Raw genomic sequence first — 20,369 nt, forward strand, 5'->3', positions numbered from 1 at the left:
CGTCGTGAGGTCTGTCATGTCCACCGCTACCGAACGTACCGCCGAACAACTCCACCCGGTAATCCCCAAGACCATGCAGGCCGTGGTCTGCCATGGCCCGGAAGACTATCGCCTGGAAACCGTCGATGTACCGACGCCAGGCCCCGACGAGATCCTGACCAAGGTCGAGCTGTGCGGCATCTGCATGGGCGATATCAAGACCTACCGCGGCGCGCCGTCGTTCTGGGGCGACGCCGAGCAGCCGCGCTACGTCAAGCCGCCGATGATTCCCGGGCATGAGTTTGTGTGCCGCGTGGTCGCCCTGGGCCCGGGCGCCGAGAAGCGTGGGGTGAAGGTCGGCGACCGGGTGATTTCCGAGCAGATCGTGCCGTGCTGGGGCTGCCGCTTCTGCAACCACGGCCAGTACTGGATGTGTCAGAAACACGACCTCTACGGCTTCCAGAACAACGTCCAGGGCGCCATGGCCCAGTACATGATTTTCACCAAGGAAGGCATCATTCACCAGGTGCCCGACTCCATCGCGCCAGACGAAGCGATCCTCATCGAACCCCTGGCCTGCTCGCTGCACGCGGCGGAACGGGCCAATGTGGATTTCGACGATGTAGTAGTGGTAGCTGGCGCCGGCACCCTGGGCCTGGGGATCATCGGCGCGGTACGCATGCGCAACCCCAAGCGCCTGATCGTGCTCGACATGAAACCCGAACGCGCCGAACTGGCCCTGCGCATGGGCGCCGATGAGGTCTGGAACCCGGCCGAGGTCGATGCACTGGCAAAAATCCGCGACATCACCGACGGCTATGGCTGCGATATCTATATCGAAGCCACCGGGCACCACAAGGCGGTGAACCAGGGCCTGGCGATGCTGCGCAAGCTGGGGCGTTTCGTCGAATTCAGCGTATTCAACGACGAGGCCACGGTAGATTGGTCGATCATTGGCGACCGCAAGGAACTGGACGTGCTCGGCTCACACCTGGGCCCATACATGTACCCGCGGGCCATCGACTTTATCGGCAAGCGCAAGATCGACATGCGCGACGTAGTGACCCACAAGTTTGCGCTGGCGGATTTCAAGGAGGCGTTTGCGGTGATGGAGCGCGGGGACAAGTCCTTGAAGGTCGTGCTCGAACCCTGAACCCAACACACATCCAAATGTGGGAGCGGGCTTGCCCGCGATGGCAGTGGGTCAGCCAACTCATGTGTCTTCTGACACACCGCCATCGCGGGCAAGCCCGCTCCTACACTTGAATGACTGCGCCCAAGACAACAAGAACAGGAACCCGCGTTATGAATCGAGTCATCAACGATCCGGACCAAGTGGTCGAGGACATGCTGCGCGGCATTCTGGTCGCCCATCCCGAGCTGCGCCAAAGCGACAGCAACCCCCGTGTGATCAGCAAGGCCAAGCCCTCCGGCCCAGGCCGCGTGGGCATCGTCACTGGGGGCGGCTCCGGCCATGAGCCGGCCTTCCTCGGCTACGTCGGCCCCGGCCTGGTGGACGCGGTGGCCGTCGGCGAAATCTTCTCGTCGCCCACCGCCAAGAGTTTTTTCGATGCCTTCCGGGTCGCCGATCACGGTGCCGGCGTGGCCTGCCTGTATGGCAACTATGCCGGCGACAATATGAACGTGAAGCTGGCGATGAAAATGGCCGCCAGCAAGGACATGCGGATCCGCACCGTGGTTGCCAACGATGACGTAGCCTCGGCGCCCAAGGCCGAGATCGCCAAGCGGCGCGGGGTGGCCGGGGAAATCTTTATGTGGAAGATCGGCGGGGCCGCCGCCGCGCAGCACTATGACCTGGATGGAGTGATCCGCGTCGCACAGAAGGCGGTCGATCACTGCCGCTCCATCGGTATCGGCCTGACGCCCTGCACCATTGCAGCGGTGGGCAAGCCGAACTTCCAGATCGCGGACGGCCAGATGGAACTGGGCATCGGCCATCATGGCGAACCGGGGATCGAGGTAATCCCGATCGAACCCGCCGCCGCCATGGCCGAGCGCATGCTGGCACCGATCCTCGCCGACCGCGACTTCAGCCAGGATGACAGCGTGGTGGTGCTGGTCTCGGGCCTGGGCGCGACACCGGTGATGGAGCTGTACATCTTCTACGCCGAAGTCGAAAGCCAGCTCAAGGCCAAGGGCCTGAAGATTCATCGCTGCTATGTCGGCAACTACTTCACCTCCCTGGAAATGATGGGCGTGACCCTGACCCTGCTGGGCCTGGATGCCGAGCTGAAAACCCTGATCGACCAACCTTGCCGCTCCATCGGCATGACCCAGGCGGAATAAACCATGAGCCAGTCTTTCTCTACCCACGACGGCAGCGCGGTTGTCGCTGACCTGGTCAGCGTGATCGTCGCCAACCGTGAATACCTCAGCGAAGTCGACGGCGCGATTGGCGATGGCGACCATGGCATCAATATGGCCAAGGGCTTTGCCCATTGCGGCCGTACGATCGAAGGCCGGCAGTTGACCCTGGCCGAGGCCCTGGACGAACTGACCCTGAGCCTGATGGAAGGCATCGGCGGCTCCATGGGCCCGCTGTATGGCAGCCTGTTTATCGGCATGGCCGACGAGGTGCGCGGCAGCGAAGACATCGATGCGGCGACCTTCGCCCACTTGTTGCGCGGTGGCCTGACCTCGTTGCAGGACATCACCGAAGCCGGCGTCGGAGATAAGTGCCTGATGGACACCCTGATCCCGGCGGTGCAAGCATTTGAGCGGGCCCAGGCCAGTGGTGCGTCCTTCAGCGAAGCCCTGGAAGCAATGAAACGCGCGGCCTCCCAGGGCCGCGACTCAACCAGGGACCTGGTGGCCAGGATCGGCCGGGCCAGCCGCCTGGGTGAGCGCTCGCTGGGGGTACTGGATGCCGGGGCGGTGTCGTGCTGCCTGATCCTCACGCAGTTGGCGGACTCGATCCAACCCCGCCTGGCCCCGTAGGCACGAGCTTGTGCTTGACGTGCTGGATATACCGCGCCACCGCCGGGGCCTTTTCAAAGCGCCGGTAAATCAGCGACAGCCACGACGAGGCATCGCTGCCCTCGATGGTGCGGTAGTGCACACCCGGCAGGCTGACATGCCCCACCACCGACTCCGGCACCACCGCCACGCCCTGCCCCAGCGACACCAGGGCAATCACCGCCACCAGGCCGCCCGGCTGCGGCCCCAGGCGCGGGGCATAACCGCCTTGTGCGGCCACCTGCAAGGTGCCGCTGATTTGCTCGGGCAGGATGAAGGTCTCGTTCTGCAAATGCGCGCAGGTGATCGCCTTCAAGCCCAGCAGCCACGAGCCCTGGGGCAGCGCCAGGACAAAACCTTCGCTGCCCAGGCGTAGCGCCTCCACGCCATCGGGCAAGGTCATGGGCGAGCGGATATAGCCAATGTCGTAGCGCCCTTCGGCCACCAGCCCCGGCAGCAGGGCCATGGGGCTTTCCCGCACGCTGAGGCTGACATCGGCAAACTGCGCGCAGAACCCCTGTACCTGGCGTTGCAGCACCCCGGAATACACCGCCGACGCCACATAGCCCAATTCGATATGACCGATCTCGCCACGCCCGGCGCGCTGGGCATTGCGCTGGGCAAACTCGAACTGGCGCACGGTGGCTTCCGCTTCAGCCAACAGCGCAGTGCCCGCCTCCGTCAGGCTGACGTCACGCTGGCGCCGGATAAACAGGCGGGTGCCCAGGGTGCGCTCCATATCCTGGATCTGCCGGCTCAAGGTGGGCGGGGCAATATCCAGCTGCTCGGCGGCACGCGTGAAGTTGCGGTGCCGGGCAACGGCCAGGAAGTAGCGGAAATGACGTATTTCCATAACAGGATTAGCTCAAAGGTAATGAAGTGTCTCGCCTCGGCTAACAGAACTGATAAGCGCCGACGATAAGCTGACAGGACGCCCACAGTAGAGAGTCCTCGTGATGCCCGTCAAATCCAGCTTATCTGTTGCCTGCCAGGTAATCATGCCATGAGCCAGGTCAGCCCACGCCTTACCCTGTTGACCGCCTCCGGGGTTTGTTCGCTGATTGTCCTCGACACCAACATCGTCGCCGTGACCCTGCCGACCATTGCCCGCGACCTGGGGGCCAATTTCGCCGATATCGAATGGGTCGTCAGCGCCTATATGCTGGCGTTTGCCGCCCTGCTGCTGCCGGCCGGGAGCATTGCCGACCGCTTCGGCCGCAAGAAAACCCTGGTGTGGGGCCTGGGTATTTTTATCCTCGCCTCCCTGGGCTGTGGCGCCGCGCCCAGCGTACTGCTGCTGGATATCGCCCGCGCCGTGAAGGGTGTCGGGGCCGCGTTGCTGTTGACTTCGGCCCTAGCCTCCATCGGCCATGCCTTTCATGATGAACTGGAACGGGCCAAGGCCTGGGCGTTCTGGGGCGCCTGCATGGGCGTGGCGATGACCGCTGCCCCGACCCTTGGCGGCCTGATTACCCACTACATGGGCTGGCGCTGGATTTTCTACCTCAACCTGCCGGTGGGCCTGGCCTTGCTGGCGCTGGTCCTGCACGCCATCCCGGAATCGCGCGACAGCCAAGCGGCACGCCTCGATCCCTGGGGCAGTCTGGCCTTCAGCGCCAGCCTGCTGTGCCTGATCTGGGGCCTGATCGAAGCCAACCGGATCGGCTGGGACAACCCGTTGACCTATGCGCGGTTGCTCGGCGGCGCGTTCCTGCTGGGCCTGTTTGTGCTGGTGGAGCGTTTGCAACGCCGGCCCATGGTGGACCTGCAACTGTTCCAGTACCCGCGATTTATCGGGGCCTTGCTGGGGATGTTTGCCTATGCCGGTTGTGCCCAGGTGATGATGACGCTGCTGCCGTTCTACCTGCAAAACGGCCTGGGGTTTTCCGCGATTGCCTCGGGCCTGGGGATGCTGCCGTTTGCCCTGACCATGCTGATCTGCCCGCGTATCGGCGCACGCCTGGCCAGCCGCTTCGCTCCTGCAACCATGATGGCGGCCGGCCTGGCCCTGGTGGGCAGCGGCAACCTGCTCAGCGCCTGGGCAGTGACTGCCGGCGGTTACCTGCCGTTCGCCCTGGCGATAGCCGTGACCGGTGCCGGTGCCGGCCTGCTCAATGGCGATACCCAGAAAAACATCATGGCCTGCGTGCCAAGGGACCGCGCGGGCATGGCGTCGGGCATGAGTACCACCATGCGTTTCAGCGCAATCATGTTGGCGGTCGGGGTATACGGGGCGCTGTTGGCCAGCCATAGCGAGCATCTGCTGCAAACCAGCCTTGGCACGCAATGGCAGGCCCAGGTGCCGGGGATTGCCTCGCGGGTGGTGGCTGGGGATATGCCTGCGGCCATGGCGCTGCTGCCGGAGTCGGCGCAGGGGCTGGTGCAACCCTTGGCGTGGCAGGCGTTTGTCGGTGGGTTTGCCAGGGTGTTATGGGTGGCGGGGCTATTGGGGCTGCTGGGGGCGCTGGTGGTGGGCCTGCTGATGCGGCATCCGGTGCCGCTGCTGCCGGAGCAACGCAACCCCTTGTAGGCGCCGGCTTGCCAGCGATGGCGAGCAGAAGATCGTCATTGCCGGCAAGCCGTGCCCTACAGGGCGGGGGTTACCAGAAGCGCTGCTGGGTCAGGCGGCTCCACCAGGCCAGCAACACTCGGTCCACCGAGCCGCTGGCCGCCAGGCCCACCCGCTCTTGCAGGCTTTTACGCTCGGCATAGTGCAGGTGGAACAGCTCGGCGGTCTTGGCCCTGGTGGCCAGGTATTCGTCACTGGTCTGCAGCGCGTCCACCAGTTGCTTGTCCAGCGCCGCGACGCCCAGCCAGACTTCGCCGGTAGCCACTTCATCAATCGCCAGTTGCGGGCGATAGCGCGACACGAAGTTCTTGAACAACTGATGGGTGATATCCAGGTCTTCCTGGAACTTCTCCCGGCCCTTCTCGGTGTTTTCGCCAAACACGGTGAGGGTGCGCTTGTACTCGCCAGCCGTCAGCACTTCAAAGTCGATATCGTGTTTTTTCAGCAGGCGGTTGACGTTGGGCAACTGGGCCACCACGCCAATCGAGCCGAGGATGGCAAATGGCGCACTGATGATCTTCTCGCCGATGCACGCCATCATGTAGCCGCCGCTGGCCGCGACCTTGTCGATACACACCGTCAACGGCACACCCGCCTCGCGGATCCGCGCCAATTGCGACGACGCCAGGCCATAGCTGTGGACCATGCCACCGCCGCTTTCCAGGCGCAGCACCACTTCGTCCTTGGGTGTGGCCAGGCTCAGCAGCGCGGTGATTTCATGGCGCAGGCTGTCGGTGGCCGAGGCCTTGATGTCCCCGTCAAAATCCAGCACAAACACCCGCGGTTTGGCCTCGGGGGTTTTCTTCTGTTTTTTCTCGGATTTGCTTTGGGACTTGCGCAGCGCCTTGAGCTGGTCCTTGTCGAGCAGGGTCTGCTCCAGGCGCTCGCGCAGGCCCTTGTAGAAATCATTGAGCTTGCTGACCTGCAACTGCCCGGCCTGCTTGCGCCGGCCCTTGCTGCGCAACGCTGCAAAACTGATCAGCACCACCAGGATAGCGACGACCAACGTAACGGTTTTAGCCAGAAAACTTGCATACTCAGCCAGAAACTCCATGGGACTCCTTACAGAAACGGTGCGCCAGGCGCGGATTGCCCCAGCATACCGGCGGGACTGCCGGCGGGCCAGAGCTGAAACCCCTTGAAACGGGACTCTAAAGGATCATGCGCGCGTAATGATCCAACAAACACCGCTCGACAGCTCCCACAGGGATATCAGCCTCTAACGAGCTTTTAAAACAAGCGTATGTTTTTTCATTGACAGCTTCCCGGCATCCTCATAACCTCGCCAGACTTTCAACGTACCGGGTGAACGGACGTGGGCAGCATCTATTTGATTCGACATGGCCAGGCCTCCTTCGGTGCAGACGACTATGACGTCCTGTCGCCCGTCGGTGTGCAGCAGGCCCAGGTACTGGGCAGCCACCTGGCCGACCTGGGCCTGACGTTCGACCGTTGTGTGTCGGGCGACCTGCGGCGCCAGCAGCACACGGCCAACGCCACGTTCGAGTCCATCGGCGCCCAGGGCCTGCCGGTGCCGCCCCTGGAAATCGACAGCGCCTTCAACGAATTCGACGCCGACGCGATCATCCGCGCCCTGCTCCCAGACCTGCTCGGCAGCGAGCCGCAAGCCCTGGAAACCCTGCGCAACGCCCCGCAGAACCGGGGTGAGTTCCAGCGTATCTTTGCCCTGATCATCGAGCGCTGGCTGAGCGGCACCTACGACCCCCCCGGCCTGGAAAGCTGGCTGGGGTTTGTCGAGCGCGTCCAGGGTGGCTTGCAGCGCCTGCTGGAGAGTGCCGACAATGCCCACAAGATCGCGGTATTTACCTCCGGCGGCACCATCACCGCCCTGCTCCACCTGATTACCCGCATGCCTGCCGCCCAGGCTTTCGAGCTGAACTGGCAGATTGTCAACACCTCGCTCAACCACTTGAAGTTCCGTGGTCGCGAAGTGGCGCTGGCTTCCTTCAACAGCCATACCCACTTGCAACTGTTGAAGGCGCCGCAGCTCATCACTTTCCGATGAATTGCGGCCAACCGTGACCCCAAGGTCACTGGCACCACCCATAAAAGGATCGAACCATGACTGACGTAGCTAAAGCCGTAGAAGCAATGAAAGCCAAATTCAACCCAGGCGCTGCCGACGGCCTGGACCTGGTGTTCGGTTTCCGTATCGACGAGACCCAGAACTTCTCGCTGATCGTCAAGGACAGCACTTGCGAATTGCAAGAAGGCGTGAACCCTGACGCCCAGGTGACTCTGGTGATGGACGCTGAAACTATGAAAGGGATCGTCAGCGGCGAAACCGACGGCATGCAGGCCTTCATGGGCGGCAAGCTGCGCACCGAAGGCAACATGATGCTGGCGATGAAACTCAGCGAGCTGTTCCCGGCCTGATCCAGGGCAATCTGGGTTGACCAATCCCGCCTACCCAGGCGGGATTTTTGTATGTGCCGGTGGCGCTCATTCATTTGCAGAATGAAGTCCAGAGGAATCTTCATTTGCGCCCACGGGCCACGCCCAACAAAATCTGGCTCACGGCCCACACCACCGTTATCGCCGCCAGGAATTCTCTATGCCGACCCCGCGTCTTATCAGCCCCGATGCCATCCGCAAAGACTTCTCCCGGGCCATGTCCGACATGTACCGCGAGGAAGTTCCGCTGTATGGCGCACTGCTGGAACTGGTGGCCGACACCAATGCCCGGGTGCTGGCAAGCGACCCCGCCCTGGCGCGGCAACTGCAACGCACCGGCGAAATCCAGCGCCTGGACAGGGAACGCCACGGTGCCATCCGCCTGGGCAGCGCCTATGAACTGGCAACCATCCGCCGCCTGTTTGCGGTGATGGGCATGCAGCCGGTGGGCTACTACGACCTCACCCCGGCCGGCGTGCCGGTGCATGCCACGGCCTTTCGCGCCGTGCATGAAAGCGCCTTGCAGACCAGCCCGTTCCGGGTCTTCACCTCGCTGCTGCGCCTGGAACTGATCGAAAACCTTGAACTGCGGGCCTTTGCCGAAGCCGCCCTGGCCAAGCGTTCGATCTTCACCCCACGCGCCCTGGCCCTGATCGAGCAGGCCGAAGCCGACGGCGGCCTCAATGCCAGCGATGCCCAGGCCTTTATCCAACAAGCCCTGGAAACCTTTCGCTGGCACCACACCGCCACGGTCAGCGCGGCCCAGTACCAACAACTCAGCGACCAGCACCGGTTGATTGCCGACGTGGTGGCCTTCAAGGGCCCGCACATCAATCACCTGACCCCACGCACCCTGGACATCGACCGCGTACAAGCCGACATGCCCGGCAAAGGCATCACCCCCAAAGCCGTGATCGAAGGCCCACCCCGCCGCCAATGCCCGATCCTGCTGCGCCAGACCAGCTTCAAGGCCCTCGACGAAGCCATTGCCTTTACCGATGCCAAGGGCAGCCACAGCGCACGCTTTGGCGAGATCGAACAACGCGGCGTGGCCCTGACCCCCAAGGGCCGGGCGCTCTATGATCAGTTGCTCAACGCCGCCCGGGACGAACTGGGCGCCTTTCCCAATGAAGCCAACGCCCAGCGCTACACCGACCTGATGGAGCAACACTTCCAGGCCTTCCCGGATAATCACCGAGCCATGCGCGAGCAAGGGTTGGCGTTCTTTCGCTACGGGGTGACCGACAAGGGCCGTGCCGCCGGGAAGGGCGCGCCACAGAGCCTGGACGCATTGGTCGAGGCGGGTTACGTCGATATCGAACCGTTGGTGTATGAGGATTTCCTGCCGGTCAGCGCGGCGGGGATTTTCCAGTCGAACCTAGGCGATGCCGCGCAGAATCACTACACGGCCAACGCCAACCAGGCTGAGTTTGAACAGGCCCTGGGCCGCCAGACCCTGGATGAGTTGCAGCTGTATGCAGACACCCAGCAGCGCTCGATCGACACCTGCCTACAGGCGCTGCGCACCTAGAAAAAGAGTTCGCCCGACACCACAACGCATTCCATGCGTAGTCAACTTGCCCCAGGGCCGGGCGAACGGTTGGGATAATAGGCAGTGGCGAGGCGGCTGTCCTTGGGGCAATTCTGAAGAAATATGGAGCCTTCTCTTATCGACTCTGCCCCCTTGCCCGCGTCAGGCAGCCTCCTGCACTTTGGAATGTTTTGGGACTGCTGCGCAGCGCGAGCAAGCTTTCCCGCAACGAGGGAAACCTTATAGAAATCTATACCTCATCGTACGCAGACAACACTCCGCAAGACGGTAATGGTTATAATCGCCTGCTAATTCGCCATGTATTAAAACGATCATATACGCGACCGGAAAAGTACTACAACGATTTAGGACGCTTTTGATTTGATATAAATCCAATCCGAGACGATGCTCATCAAACCAGCTAGTACATAGAGGCTCTTATTCACTACCGGAGGCTTTTATGAACACACCATCAAAGATAAGCATCGTAATCGTAGGAGCAGGACACATGGGGAGTGCACTCGCACTCGGACTAAAAAATTCCAACCTCAATATCTCTATAATCGTAATCGAGCCCAACCCCATTCGGCGCGCCAGTATTACTGCTAATGGAATATGCACACAAGAGAGCATACCAGAACTAAAAAACACAAAAATCTTATTGTTAGCTATTCCTCCTCAAGCATTTTTTTCTTTTACAGAAAACTGTGAAAAAATTAAAAATTATTCAGGCTTGGTAATTTCAGTTATGGCTGGACTTACCATATCAACACTAAAAAAGGCTACTTACACAACACAAATTTGTCGTGCCATGCCAAACATCTCCTGCGCAAAACTAGATGGAATGACTGTTCTTTACTACTCAAAGAAAACCACAAATACAAACAGAGCATTGACCAACCAATTATTTTCCAGCCTTGGAAAATGTCTCCTGTTAAAGAAAGAATATTTAATTGATAGTGCCACGGCATTAGTCGGTGGAGGCCCTGCTTACGTCGCCTATTTCGCAACTTCCTTATTAAATTTTGCAACAAGCAATGGTTTCGATAAAAAAAGCGCATCACTTATAACCACTCAAATAATTCGAGGCACCACCACTCTACTAGCTGAAAACAAAAATTCCCCTCTGAACATTTGCAAGCTTGTAATGACAGCCAAAGGTACAACCGAGCAAGCAATTAAATACTTTGACAAAAATAAATTAAGCAATCTTGTCATCGAAGGTCTAAACAAGGCTTGTGCACAGTCCAAAAAAATAGGCGAAGGGAGATAAAACACATGTTGGGACTTATTGATCACGGTGTACCTGGATGGTCTCAACCCAGTGACGGATTTCACTATTTAAACAGCCAGCCTTCCACTTACGAAGTCTATTTTGGCCTTGGACAAAGACTAATTTTTTTAAACACTCTCAACGTATTTAAAATAAGCTTAGCCGGCTTAAAACTTGGTGACTATCTGGTTCGCACATCAGATGCTATTACTTTGAATGGTAGCTTTCTAGATATTGGAACGGGAAGTGGCGCACATGCATTACTGATGAGAAAACTCGGCAACAAAAAAATTATTGCAACGGACATATGCAAGGCATCTATTAATCAAGCAAAAACACATGAAAAAATTAATTTTAAAACCAGCGAAATTACATTCCACATAAGTAATCTTTTTGAAAAAATCCCGCAACAGAAATTTCAAACTATTGCCTTTAACCCTCCAGGTTGGCGTACACCATCCACCTCACTAATCAAGATTCTAGAGGGTTTGGAGCGCAAAGGAGAGCTCTCTGCTCGCGCAATGTTTTATGGCGATGACGTCATAACACGCTTCCTCGAAGACCTCCCGAGATACCTTAGCATTGGCGGCAGAGCCATTATCGGTCTCAACTCTCTAGTAGGAATAGATGACATATTTAAAAAATACAATGACAAAAACAACAAAACTCCATTATTACAATACAAACTAATTGAACGATACACACTCCCTCTACTTTACTATTCAGCCCAATGGCAGAAACTCGAAAAAAATTTAAAAATCGAGTTTGAGGAGTGGTCTAGAAAAGGCTTGGCGAATTACACAATTGACAGACAAGGGAAAATATACTGGTCGTACGAAATAATTGAAATTTCTCATAGATCATCTGAAAAATGAACACCCCCTCATCGCTCTATTTAGCCACATACATATGGGCACTCTTTTGTGCTAGCGCTGCAAATATACTCTTAGGACTTTCATCACTCTATTGGCGGGAGCTAAGCGTTTTCTCGCCCTTGACACTTGTTGCTTGTCGAATATTGCTTTCCCTAATCACGCTAGCACTTATTATTTCCTGGACAAGAAAAATTCAAGAATTTAAAAAACTAAAAATAAAAACTCTAAGCCTACACTTCGGCGCCTCCATACTCCTGAGTATAAACTGGGGGACGTTTATATGGGCTTCAGTAAATGGACATATTTTAGAAAGCGGTTTCGGATACTTATTAGCCCCATTCCTATCAATAGGCATAGGTGTACTTATTTACAATGAAACACTTAGATCTACTCAAATCCTTTCAATTATCACAATATCTGCCTCAGCCACACTGCTAATTTTATACGACAGCGAACTCAATCACTGGGTATATTCAGCAATAGCTATATCTTGGGGCTTATACACATGTACAAAAAAAGCCACCTCATTAAGCTCTATAAGTGGGCTTCTAATAGAAACTCTATTTTTGAGTATCGGAATTTTATTGGCATGGATTATACTTGACTGGTCATTGGTGTGGCCCGAAAATACCACATATCGTTTTCGATGGTTGATTCTCTTCGCCGGATGTGTCTCAGTCATACCTTTAGCGATGTTCGCTTACGCAGCAAAAAGACTCCTCCTTGCAACGACTGGCTTTCTTCAGTTTATGCTCCCTATCACACAATTTTTTGTTGCCATATTTTTTTACAGACAATCTATTTCAATAGGATCCTTGTCTTTATTTTTAGTAACATTTGGAATATTAGTTTCTCTATTTCTTTACGAATGCGCCGACACTCGATCTCAACAAAGGAGCTCGATCAAATGAAAAATTATTATGATGTAATAGTCGTTGGCCTTGGAATTTTTGGGGCGTCTGCGCTGTGGCGATTGGCATCGAAAGGTAAACGTGTGTTGGGAGTCGATGCTGGTGGACCCACTCACTGCTTCGGATCGTCTCATGGCAGCTCAAGAATTTTTCGCCGCGCTTATTGGGAGGGAGAAAAATACCTTCCTCTTCTCAACCATGCAGATACGCTATGGAATGAGTTGGAGGCCGTAGCTCAAAGAAAACTCTTATTTAGAACCGGCGGTATTTTTATTGGACACAGCGACAGTCGCGTGGTGAAAGGAAGTACGAGAACAGCCAAACTTTCTCAAATAAAACACAGCCTATTGACCGCAGATAAAGTCTGCCGGCATGTTCCAGCATTTAATATACCCCATAACTTTGAAGCTCTATACGAACCAGGTGCCTACGCAATTTCCGCCTGTGACGCCAGATTGACAATGTTAAATGAGGCAGTGCATCAAGGCGTCGTAACACTATTCGGCGAAAGTGTTGTGTCTGTAAAAAACAATGGTGCGGGTGCAACATTGAAAACCAAGAATGGTAATTCTTATACTGCAAAATCAGTAATTGTTACGACCGGCCCTTGGATTGCTGAACAGCTGCTACCCGAGCTAAAGGATTACCTAGAAACCAGAAAGCTGCCTGTTTACTGGTTCACTCCAAAAACAGGATCGGAAAATATTTTTTCTCCTGAAAATTTTCCAGTCTTTCTCTATGAGTCCTCACATGGTCATCTACTGTACGGAGTGCCCTCAATTGTCAGCAATGAACCTGGTGTAAAGATAGGATTTCATAATCGGCAACAGATCCCGACACATCCCTCGTGGATGGAAGTCCAGATCTCGCAGCAATCGATAGAAGAAATATCTACCATTGTCAGCCCCCTATTGCCTGATCTTGAACGTTTACCAGCACGAGCAAAAAACTGCTTCTATACCATGAGCAAGGATGAATCTTTTTTGATCGGCGCCTCCACTAAACTGAACTCGGTGTATTTTGCATCCGCATGTTCAGGACATGGATTCAAGTTTGCAACTGCTATAGGTGATGCTCTTGCACACTTGGTCAACGGACAGGATCCAAGCGTATCAATTTCAGAATTCTCCCCAACACGTTTTTGGAACTAAAAAATACTGCAACTGTTGAAAAACATTAAGCCGTCAAGGAGCGACGTTCTCGCCCCCTGACTGACTCCACTTCGTGTATCAAAGCAGCTTGGTAATTTCGTCTTTGATCAACAAGCGTTTTTCCTTCAGTTTCTTCAAATCATCATCGTTGCCGGCGGCCCTTTCGGCGCTTAACACCAATTCATCGACAGTCTTGTATTTGTCAAATAACGCATTCAGATGAGGCTTCTCTGCTCGGCGTTTTTCGACATCTTCCTTACTCAACCCCAAATCCTGATAAAGATCATGTTTCACTGGCATGAAGTACCTCCGCAAGTTAATCAATGACTGGTACACCTTGAAGCTAGCCCATCCATGGGCCTCTTGTCATGCTCAAGGTCAATTCCCCTGGCCCGGCGCCTGGGCAATGTTCAGGTCTTGCCAGGTTATCGCCGGCACCTTGGCAAATGCTCAATCGCCGTGGCTTACCCGTGCGGTCAGTACCGAGCGTACCTGTTGCGCCAGGTCTTCGGGGCGGTAGGGTTTGCCCAGCAGATGAATGTCGTTGCCCAACAGGTGGTCGCTGGAAAGAATGTCGCGGGTATGCCCGGAGGTGAACAACACCGCAACCGGCGGCTGTTGCGCCTTGGCCCACTGGGCCAGGTCGGTGCTTTTGATCCGCCCGGGCATGACCACATCGGTGAAGATCAGGTCGGGCCGCAAGCCGGTGCGCAGCATCAGCATGGCGTCATCGCCATCCTCGGCGGTGAGCACCGTGTAGCCGGACTGTTGCAGCAATTCCACCGCCGCGCCGCGTACGCCTTCGTTGTCCTCCACCACCAGGATGGATTCCCGGCCGCCCTCTTGCAGGGCCTCACAGGGTGGGGCTTCCTGGCTTTCCGGTTCAAGGCTGTGGGGGAAGTACATCTGCACCACGGTGCCCTGGCCTGGCTCGCTGCTGATCTGCACATGCCCGCCACTTTGCTTGACGAAACCAAACACCATGCTCAAGCCCAGGCCGGTGCCGTGGCCGTCAGGCTTGGTGGTGAAGAACGGCTCGAAGACCCGCCGCAGCACCGCCGGCGGCATGCCGGCCCCGGTGTCGCTGACCGACAGGCGTACATATTCGCCGGAGGCAATCCCGTTGCGGCAGCCCTCCTCGGGCGACAGGCTGATGTTTTCACCGGTGATGCGGATCACCCCCTCGCCCTTCATGGCATCCCGGGCATTGATCGCCAGGTTGAGCACGGCGTTTTCCAATTGATTGCGATCGACATGGATGCACCAGGGGTCTTGCGGCAATTGCACATCGATCTGGATGGTTTCCCCCAGGGCCCGCTGCAGCAATTCACCCAGGCCTTCATAAATGCGCCGGGGGTTGAACACCGCCGGTGACAGCGGCTGGCGCCGGGCAAAGGCCAGCAGTTGCGAGGACAGCTTGGCGCCGCGCTCGACGGCAGCCAGGGCGGCACCGACGCGCCGTTGTACCTGGGGGTTGTCCCGCTCATGGCGGGCCAGCAGGTGCAGGTTGCCGGCAATCACCTGCAGCAGGTTATTGAAGTCATGGGCCACGCCCCCGGTCAGCCCGCCAATGGCTTCGAGCTTTTGCGACTGGCGCAATTGGTCCTCGGCGGCCGAACGCGCCTGGACTTCGGCGGCGACGCGCTGCTCCAGGTTATGGGTGAGTTTGAGCAGGGACTCTTCGGCGATCTTGCGTACATGGATATCGATGATCACCCCGGGAAAGCGCAGCGGCTGCCCGCCCGCATCCAGCTCACAACGCCCGCTGGCCAGCACCCACAGATAGCTGGCGTCGGGGCGTCGCACGCGAAACTCGACGTTATACGGGCCACCGGCTTCCAGGGTGCGGGCAATCAGGCGGTTGACCCGCACCAGGTCATCGGGATGGATGACCTGGGTGGCCACGGCAATGGGCAGGCCTTGCTCCACGTCGGCCATGGTCAGGCCCAGGGTGCGGGCGAAACGCTCGTCACCCGACAGCCGGTCGGGCAACACATCCCAGACAAAGGAGCCCAGCAGCGCCCCGGCATTGAGCGCCAGTTGCAAGCGCTCGTCGGCCACGCGGTAAGCCCCCTCGGCTTCCTGGCGCAAACGCTCGGACAGTACGTGCTCGGTGGTCTCCACCACAATCGCCAGCACCCCGGCCGGCTGCTGGTCGTCACCGGCCACTGGGCTGTAATAGAGGTCCAGCCACAAGTCTTCGGGGCGACCATTGCGCAGCAACATCAAGGCCTTGTTGCGGTAGGACAAGGTGCCACCGGCCAGGCAGGTGTCCATGACCTGCCGGTTGAAATCGGCCACTTCCGGCCAGCCCTGCTCCACCGGCACGCCCAGCAGAAACGGGTGGCGCCCGCCGGCAAACACCGAATAGCTGTCGTTGTAGATCATGTACCCGGCACGGCCCCAGAGCATCACCATCGGCACCGGCGAAGCCAGGAGCATCTGCACCGCACACGTCAGGCTGGTGGACCAGCGGTCAATCGGGCCCAGGTCGGTGGTCGACCAGTCAAAGGCACGGATCCTTTGGGCCATTTCACCGCCCCAACCGTCACAACCATGGGTATTGGATAAAAATTGCATGAATCAGCTCGGTGCAGAGAGAAGGCATTCACCACTGTTGGAGCATAGCGCTGCCGGATGGTTTCACTCTGTATAGCTTATGCGCCAACCGCCGGGATTATCGCTGGGCAGGTATTCGGATCTCGCCGCCCCGGCATTGGGTCTTGACGCTCTTCGGGCAACCGGCGAAGCGCAACTCCTTGCTCAAGCAGACCCGCACCTCCGACAACACCTTGCCCCGGCAGATCACGGCCATGCCGTGGCGCCCCATGCGGGGGTTGCTCTCGCGAAACAAGGCTTCAATATCCCGGGCGGCAAGTGGGCCGGGCACATTAAAAGGCTCGAACGCCTGCGGAATCTGGACCACCGCCAATGCGGCATCGGCCTTGTCCAGGTAGTCGGACGCCTCCAGGCCACTGCATGTGCCGTGCTTGGCCCATTCATGCTTGAGCAGTTTTTCAGTCACGAACAATGACATGCCCTTGGCCAGTTCCTCGACCGACAACCGCGACTGCGGCAGGCAAGAGGCCGGCCACCCGCCCCGGGCATATTGCGGCCACAGGCCATGTAGCACAAAGCCGTAGCCCTTGCCGGTGCACTGCTGGTCCTGTGGATGGGTCAGGCAGAAAGTCGGCGACCAGGACAGTGACAACACATAAAAATCAAAGTCGCCGGCCTGCCCCTGGCTGCGGGAGGCTGCACCCGCCTGCGCGGCCAACGCCAGGCACAGGGCGATCCAGGTGGTTCTCCATTTCATCGGGCAAATCCTTTATCAAAGTGAGCGGCCATTGTTCTGGGCCACACCCCGGCGCGCAGTCAGGTAACGCGCTGCCGCACGGTAGAAAGCTCGACAGCTCCAGGCATCAAGGCTTGCGCTGCAGCACCCGATCCATGATCCGGTCGGTCTTCAGGGCTTCGATGGCCAGTGCCGGGTGCACACATTCGCCACGGATATGCGCGTTCATGCCCAGTACGTGGTGCCACTGGATATGGGGGTGATGGGCAATATGCAGGGTCTGGCTGACCTCGGCCTCAAGTTGCAACGGTTGCTCATCGAACACTGAAAAGGTGATGCGTCCAGCGCTACCGATCAACTCGACCCGGTCCTCGCGGCGGTCGGCTACAAAGTTCCAACAGCCCATCCCCAGCGCACCCGAGGTGAAGCTCCAGCAGGCGGTGACGGCATCTTCCGCCGCATAGCGCCCAGCCTGGCGCGCGGTATACCCCGTGACCTCGACGATATCCCCCGCCAGGTACTGGAACAGGTCCAGGCCATGGCTGGCCAGGTCGGCAAAATAGCCCCCGCCGGCAATTGCCGGGTCGGTCCGCCAGTTGCTGGCGTGGGTATCGGTCGGCGATGGCGGCTTGCACAACGTCCAGCTCAGGTGCCGCAACTCGCCAATGCGCCCTTGTTGCAGCCAGGCACGCACCTGCTGGAAGCGCGGCAGGGAACGCCGGTAATAGGAGACAAACAGATGCAACCCGGCCCGCTCGAAGGTGCGCTGCATCAAGGCGCTCTGCTCGGCATTGAGGGACATCGGCTTTTCGACGCAGCAATGCTTGCCTGCCGCGGCCACCAGCAGGCTGTATTCCAGGTGGCTGTCGGGGGGCGTGGCGATGTACACCGCATCCACTTCGGGGTCGTCGATCAGGGCCTGGGCATCCGTGTAAAACCGGGCAATCCCATGGCGTGCCGCATAATCGCGCACCGCTTGCGGGCGACGCCCCATCACAGCCACCAGGGCCGAACCTGGCGCTTTGTAGAAAGCGGGTCCACTCTTGATCTCAGTAACACTGCCACAACCGATCATGCCCCAGCGGATGGTGCTCATCTGACTTTCCTTCACCGGTGTTTTTTTCAGTGGAGCAGTATCGGCGTTTTCCTTCACGGTCTCCAGCCTCGCCCTATAAAGACCCCGCATGACAATTGCATTACACTTTTATGACGATCATCCAGTCGCGGGGGCACAGACGATGAAAATACGCGCAACGGTGATTTGCGAACACGAGGGGCACATTCTGTTTGTGCGCAAGGCCAGGTCGAAATGGGCCCTGCCCGGTGGCAAGGTCGAGCGCGATGAGCGCCCGGTCGGCGCGGCTGCGCGTGAACTGCAGGAGGAAACCGGGCTGAACGTGGATGGGTTGCTGTATCTGCAGGAGTTGAAGGCCAGTGACACGCTGCATCACGTGTTTGAAGCCTCGGTGGTGAACATCGACCAGGCCCGGCCCTGCAATGAAATCATCGATTGCCAGTGGCATGCCTACAGTGCGTTGGAGCAACTGGACACCACCGCTGCCACCAAGCGTATCGTCCGCTCGTTTCTGCGCCGGCTCTGACGCCTAGCCGAAGGCCGCAAAGCCCCGGCGCCCGGCCTTGAGCTCGGTGCGCAGTTCGCCGATCAGGTTGGAGATGGCACGGATGCTGTCCAGGCCCTGGGGCGACACGCCGGTCAACAGCAGCTCCACACGACCGGACTCGGGCTCGAAGATACGGATCGTCAAAAAACCCTGGGGGTTGACGCTACAGTCACACGACAGCGGGGCAAAGCCGGACGCCATGATGCGACTCAACTCAACGATCGGAATCATTCTGGCTACCCTGGGTCGCACATGACGCGATGGACGTGATCCCAGCAGAATAGATGAGGGTGTGCAACACGTGTGGGCAATTCTGCGAAAGTGTTAGCTACCCCACACTTTCCCCCGAAAGCGCTGGTGCAATGGCGCCAGAAAAACCATGGGTGTTTCGCCACTACCCGGCTATGCAGGTCAAATCGCGGGCAAAAAAAATCCCAGGTAGCTGATGGAAACCTGGGATTTAAAAATGCATAAACCGTGGGAGGTGAACGCCCGCTCATCATAACCACCGAGACAACTTGTAACAAGTTGATCCATTAGCCTTTCGTCGGATTGAAACAACGCTAAGTCATTCAATAACCACACATTTTTTATGGTTCCCGGTGTCTTCAGTGCCACTTTTTGGTGCGGCTACAGGGGTCTATTTACGCGCCAGTTTGTAGCGTACGCACTCTTCATAAAAGCTTGCGCGAACGGCCGCCGGCTTGAGGCGCGATGCGCTGTCATAGGTCTGCTCGGTGATGCCCATGGCCATCATGCGCATCCAGGACTTGTCGAACTTGTACCGCTGGATCTTCTGCCGCGCCGCATACAATGAAACACCGGCCAACTTCAGCTCCTGGGCCCTGGCCGCCGTGCCCGCGCCCCAACTGCACATGTACCGGTCCCCTTCGCGCAGCGCCTTGCCCTGGGCCGCCACCGCCCCGCTCGCCAGGGCCAAGGCAATCAGCGTGATTGTTACATTGCGCATTGGCATCCCACCTAACCACCTGAAAATAAAAGTGATTTTGGCGAGAACTGGATCAGTTGGGGGCCATTAAAATGCCTTCTTGGCGATCAGCCTTCCCCGCCAGGGTTGCTGCCCTACCGGCGGCTGACCATAATCGCCCACCCTTTATCCCCCTCACGCAAGGAAATGCCGTGAAGAAGTTTCTCCTGCTGGCCCCATTGTTGATTCTGCTGCAAGGTTGCGGCGCGACCATGACGTCATACGAGCCCAGTTTCGACAACGTCCAACGCCTCAAGCAAAACCCTGCGCTGCAACCTGTCAGCCAGGCCCAAGTCACTGCCGCCTCGGGCCAGGGCTGGTTGATGGTTCGGGCCAACCCGATCAACTCGCCAGCCGGCAGCATCCCCGCCCACGTGCAGGCGGCGCTCACCCAGGAGCTGTCCCTGGCCGGCCTGCTGAATCAAAGCGCGCCACGGCGCCTGGATGTGCTGCTGGTGAAGAGCGAGCTGACGGCGGGCGTGGGCTCCGGCCATGGCACGCTGGCCGCGCGCTTTACCGTGGTCAAAAATGATGCCGTGGTGTACGACGCCACCAAGGAAGTGACCAGCGTGTGGTCCAGTTCATTCTTCGGCCCCATTGCGGTCCTGAATGCAACCAACGCCTACAACCCGCTGGTGCGTGACTTGCTCAAGGCCTTGTACAGCGACCCGCTGTTTATCCAGGCACTCAAGTAAAAACACTGTCTAGTCCTGAAATAGGTTTACACCTGTTTCACCCTAACGCCCGATGCACCGCATCGGGCGTTTTGTATTTCAAAGACAGG

General features: G+C 57.9%; 20 protein-coding genes. 12 read left to right on the forward strand and 8 right to left on the reverse strand.

What is annotated here, in order from left to right; genetic code table 11:
- The first annotated feature begins 16 nt into the window (after positions 1-16).
- The 3 genes from AO268_RS19735 to dhaL all read left to right on the forward strand — a co-directional run bounded on the left by AO268_RS19735 (position 17) and on the right by dhaL (position 2,937).
- The gene (locus AO268_RS19735; RefSeq protein ID WP_099169574.1) at positions 17-1,132 is read left to right on the forward strand and encodes an MDR/zinc-dependent alcohol dehydrogenase-like family protein; all 1,116 of its coding nucleotides are present in this window, start codon (positions 17-19) and stop codon (positions 1,130-1,132) included.
- Between the two features lie 152 nt (positions 1,133-1,284).
- Positions 1,285-2,286 (forward strand): dihydroxyacetone kinase subunit DhaK, encoded by a 1,002-nt coding sequence (locus AO268_RS19740; RefSeq protein ID WP_076964589.1) that lies wholly within the window; start codon positions 1,285-1,287, stop codon positions 2,284-2,286.
- A 3-nt stretch (positions 2,287-2,289) separates the two neighbouring features.
- Positions 2,290-2,937 carry a dihydroxyacetone kinase subunit DhaL gene (dhaL, locus tag AO268_RS19745; RefSeq protein WP_076964590.1) on the forward strand — a complete coding sequence of 216 codons (648 nt, stop codon included), beginning with the start codon at positions 2,290-2,292 and terminating at the stop codon, positions 2,935-2,937.
- Here the strand turns inward: dhaL and AO268_RS19750 are convergent.
- Positions 2,894-3,808, reverse strand: coding sequence for a LysR family transcriptional regulator (locus AO268_RS19750; protein WP_099169575.1), 915 nt, complete (start codon positions 3,806-3,808; stop codon positions 2,894-2,896). The two genes, dhaL and AO268_RS19750, sit on opposite strands and share 44 nt — an antisense overlap.
- 150 nt (positions 3,809-3,958) lie before the next feature.
- Between AO268_RS19750 and AO268_RS19755 the strand changes: the two genes are divergently transcribed.
- A complete protein-coding gene (locus AO268_RS19755) occupies positions 3,959-5,485 on the forward strand; it encodes an MFS transporter (protein WP_076964592.1) in 1,527 nt (508 codons plus the stop codon).
- A gap of 70 nt (positions 5,486-5,555) precedes the next feature.
- On the opposite strand, the gene sohB is transcribed toward AO268_RS19755, so the two are convergent.
- The gene (gene sohB / locus AO268_RS19760) at positions 5,556-6,578 is read right to left on the reverse strand and encodes a protease SohB (protein WP_076964593.1); all 1,023 of its coding nucleotides are present in this window, start codon (positions 6,576-6,578) and stop codon (positions 5,556-5,558) included.
- Between the two features lie 261 nt (positions 6,579-6,839).
- On the opposite strand from sohB, the gene AO268_RS19765 reads away from it, so the two are divergent.
- From AO268_RS19765 to solA, 6 genes are all read left to right on the forward strand, one after another.
- Positions 6,840-7,550, forward strand: a complete 711-nt coding sequence (locus AO268_RS19765) for a histidine phosphatase family protein (RefSeq protein WP_099169576.1) — start codon at positions 6,840-6,842, stop codon at positions 7,548-7,550.
- A gap of 56 nt (positions 7,551-7,606) precedes the next feature.
- The gene (locus AO268_RS19770) at positions 7,607-7,921 is read left to right on the forward strand and encodes an SCP2 sterol-binding domain-containing protein (protein ID WP_099169577.1); all 315 of its coding nucleotides are present in this window, start codon (positions 7,607-7,609) and stop codon (positions 7,919-7,921) included.
- A 178-nt stretch (positions 7,922-8,099) separates the two neighbouring features.
- Complete coding sequence (gene hglS / locus AO268_RS19775) at positions 8,100-9,470, forward strand: 2-oxoadipate dioxygenase/decarboxylase HglS (RefSeq protein WP_076964596.1); 1,371 nt, start codon at positions 8,100-8,102, stop codon at positions 9,468-9,470.
- 460 nt (positions 9,471-9,930) lie between these two features.
- On the forward strand, positions 9,931-10,743 hold the full coding sequence (locus tag AO268_RS19780) for a pyrroline-5-carboxylate reductase family protein (RefSeq protein ID WP_099169578.1): 813 nt from the start codon (positions 9,931-9,933) through the stop codon (positions 10,741-10,743).
- Positions 10,744-10,748: 5 nt separating this feature from the next.
- Positions 10,749-11,618 carry a methyltransferase domain-containing protein gene (locus tag AO268_RS19785; protein ID WP_099169579.1) on the forward strand — a complete coding sequence of 290 codons (870 nt, stop codon included), beginning with the start codon at positions 10,749-10,751 and terminating at the stop codon, positions 11,616-11,618.
- A gap of 907 nt (positions 11,619-12,525) precedes the next feature.
- Positions 12,526-13,680, forward strand: coding sequence for an N-methyl-L-tryptophan oxidase (solA, locus tag AO268_RS19790; RefSeq protein WP_076965355.1), 1,155 nt, complete (start codon positions 12,526-12,528; stop codon positions 13,678-13,680).
- Positions 13,681-13,758: 78 nt separating this feature from the next.
- Here the strand turns inward: solA and AO268_RS19795 are convergent, their stop codons facing one another.
- The 4 genes from AO268_RS19795 to AO268_RS19810 all read right to left on the reverse strand — a co-directional run bounded on the left by AO268_RS19795 (position 13,759) and on the right by AO268_RS19810 (position 18,071).
- A complete protein-coding gene (locus tag AO268_RS19795) occupies positions 13,759-13,980 on the reverse strand; it encodes a DUF465 domain-containing protein (protein WP_076965357.1) in 222 nt (73 codons plus the stop codon).
- 150 nt (positions 13,981-14,130) lie between these two features.
- Positions 14,131-16,260 carry a hybrid sensor histidine kinase/response regulator gene (locus AO268_RS19800; protein ID WP_076963859.1) on the reverse strand — a complete coding sequence of 710 codons (2,130 nt, stop codon included), beginning with the start codon at positions 16,258-16,260 and terminating at the stop codon, positions 14,131-14,133.
- A gap of 97 nt (positions 16,261-16,357) precedes the next feature.
- Positions 16,358-16,996 carry a ribonuclease T2 family protein gene (locus AO268_RS19805; RefSeq protein ID WP_099169580.1) on the reverse strand — a complete coding sequence of 213 codons (639 nt, stop codon included), beginning with the start codon at positions 16,994-16,996 and terminating at the stop codon, positions 16,358-16,360.
- 106 nt (positions 16,997-17,102) lie between these two features.
- Positions 17,103-18,071 (reverse strand): Gfo/Idh/MocA family protein, encoded by a 969-nt coding sequence (locus tag AO268_RS19810; RefSeq protein WP_076963857.1) that lies wholly within the window; start codon positions 18,069-18,071, stop codon positions 17,103-17,105.
- Between the two features lie 142 nt (positions 18,072-18,213).
- Here AO268_RS19810 and AO268_RS19815 point away from each other — a divergent pair, with 142 nt between their 5' ends.
- Positions 18,214-18,576 carry an NUDIX hydrolase gene (locus AO268_RS19815; RefSeq protein ID WP_076963856.1) on the forward strand — a complete coding sequence of 121 codons (363 nt, stop codon included), beginning with the start codon at positions 18,214-18,216 and terminating at the stop codon, positions 18,574-18,576.
- 3 nt (positions 18,577-18,579) lie between these two features.
- Here AO268_RS19815 and AO268_RS19820 read toward each other — a convergent pair whose 3' ends face one another.
- The gene (locus AO268_RS19820) at positions 18,580-18,828 is read right to left on the reverse strand and encodes a DUF1652 domain-containing protein (RefSeq protein WP_076963855.1); all 249 of its coding nucleotides are present in this window, start codon (positions 18,826-18,828) and stop codon (positions 18,580-18,582) included.
- A gap of 409 nt (positions 18,829-19,237) precedes the next feature.
- Positions 19,238-19,567: a hypothetical protein gene (locus AO268_RS19825; protein ID WP_076963854.1), complete on the reverse strand. Its 330-nt coding sequence runs from the start codon at positions 19,565-19,567 to the stop codon at positions 19,238-19,240.
- A 170-nt stretch (positions 19,568-19,737) separates the two neighbouring features.
- On the opposite strand from AO268_RS19825, the gene AO268_RS19830 reads away from it, so the two are divergent.
- Positions 19,738-20,280 carry a hypothetical protein gene (locus AO268_RS19830; RefSeq protein ID WP_099169581.1) on the forward strand — a complete coding sequence of 181 codons (543 nt, stop codon included), beginning with the start codon at positions 19,738-19,740 and terminating at the stop codon, positions 20,278-20,280.
- The last annotated feature ends 89 nt before the right edge of the window (positions 20,281-20,369 follow it).

Source organism: Pseudomonas sp. ICMP 8385 (genome assembly GCF_002699915.1).
GTDB lineage: Bacteria > Pseudomonadota > Gammaproteobacteria > Pseudomonadales > Pseudomonadaceae > Aquipseudomonas > Aquipseudomonas gessardii.

Coding starts and splice junctions, on each gene's coding strand:
- hglS (WP_076964596.1), top strand. CDS start 8,100: ATGCCGACCCCGCGTCTTATCAGCCCCGATGCCATCCGCAAAGACTTC.
- AO268_RS19740 (WP_076964589.1), top strand. CDS start 1,285: ATGAATCGAGTCATCAACGATCCGGACCAAGTGGTCGAGGACATGCTG.
- AO268_RS19810 (WP_076963857.1), bottom strand. CDS start 18,071: ATGAGCACCATCCGCTGGGGCATGATCGGTTGTGGCAGTGTTACTGAG.
- AO268_RS19770 (WP_099169577.1), top strand. CDS start 7,607: ATGACTGACGTAGCTAAAGCCGTAGAAGCAATGAAAGCCAAATTCAAC.
- AO268_RS19805 (WP_099169580.1), bottom strand. CDS start 16,996: ATGAAATGGAGAACCACCTGGATCGCCCTGTGCCTGGCGTTGGCCGCG.
- AO268_RS19735 (WP_099169574.1), top strand. CDS start 17: ATGTCCACCGCTACCGAACGTACCGCCGAACAACTCCACCCGGTAATC.
- AO268_RS19815 (WP_076963856.1), top strand. CDS start 18,214: ATGAAAATACGCGCAACGGTGATTTGCGAACACGAGGGGCACATTCTG.
- dhaL (WP_076964590.1), top strand. CDS start 2,290: ATGAGCCAGTCTTTCTCTACCCACGACGGCAGCGCGGTTGTCGCTGAC.
- AO268_RS19780 (WP_099169578.1), top strand. CDS start 9,931: ATGAACACACCATCAAAGATAAGCATCGTAATCGTAGGAGCAGGACAC.
- AO268_RS19750 (WP_099169575.1), bottom strand. CDS start 3,808: ATGGAAATACGTCATTTCCGCTACTTCCTGGCCGTTGCCCGGCACCGC.
- AO268_RS19825 (WP_076963854.1), bottom strand. CDS start 19,567: ATGCGCAATGTAACAATCACGCTGATTGCCTTGGCCCTGGCGAGCGGG.
- AO268_RS19820 (WP_076963855.1), bottom strand. CDS start 18,828: ATGATTCCGATCGTTGAGTTGAGTCGCATCATGGCGTCCGGCTTTGCC.
- AO268_RS19800 (WP_076963859.1), bottom strand. CDS start 16,260: ATGCAATTTTTATCCAATACCCATGGTTGTGACGGTTGGGGCGGTGAA.
- AO268_RS19785 (WP_099169579.1), top strand. CDS start 10,749: ATGTTGGGACTTATTGATCACGGTGTACCTGGATGGTCTCAACCCAGT.
- AO268_RS19795 (WP_076965357.1), bottom strand. CDS start 13,980: ATGCCAGTGAAACATGATCTTTATCAGGATTTGGGGTTGAGTAAGGAA.
- AO268_RS19755 (WP_076964592.1), top strand. CDS start 3,959: ATGAGCCAGGTCAGCCCACGCCTTACCCTGTTGACCGCCTCCGGGGTT.
- solA (WP_076965355.1), top strand. CDS start 12,526: ATGAAAAATTATTATGATGTAATAGTCGTTGGCCTTGGAATTTTTGGG.
- sohB (WP_076964593.1), bottom strand. CDS start 6,578: ATGGAGTTTCTGGCTGAGTATGCAAGTTTTCTGGCTAAAACCGTTACG.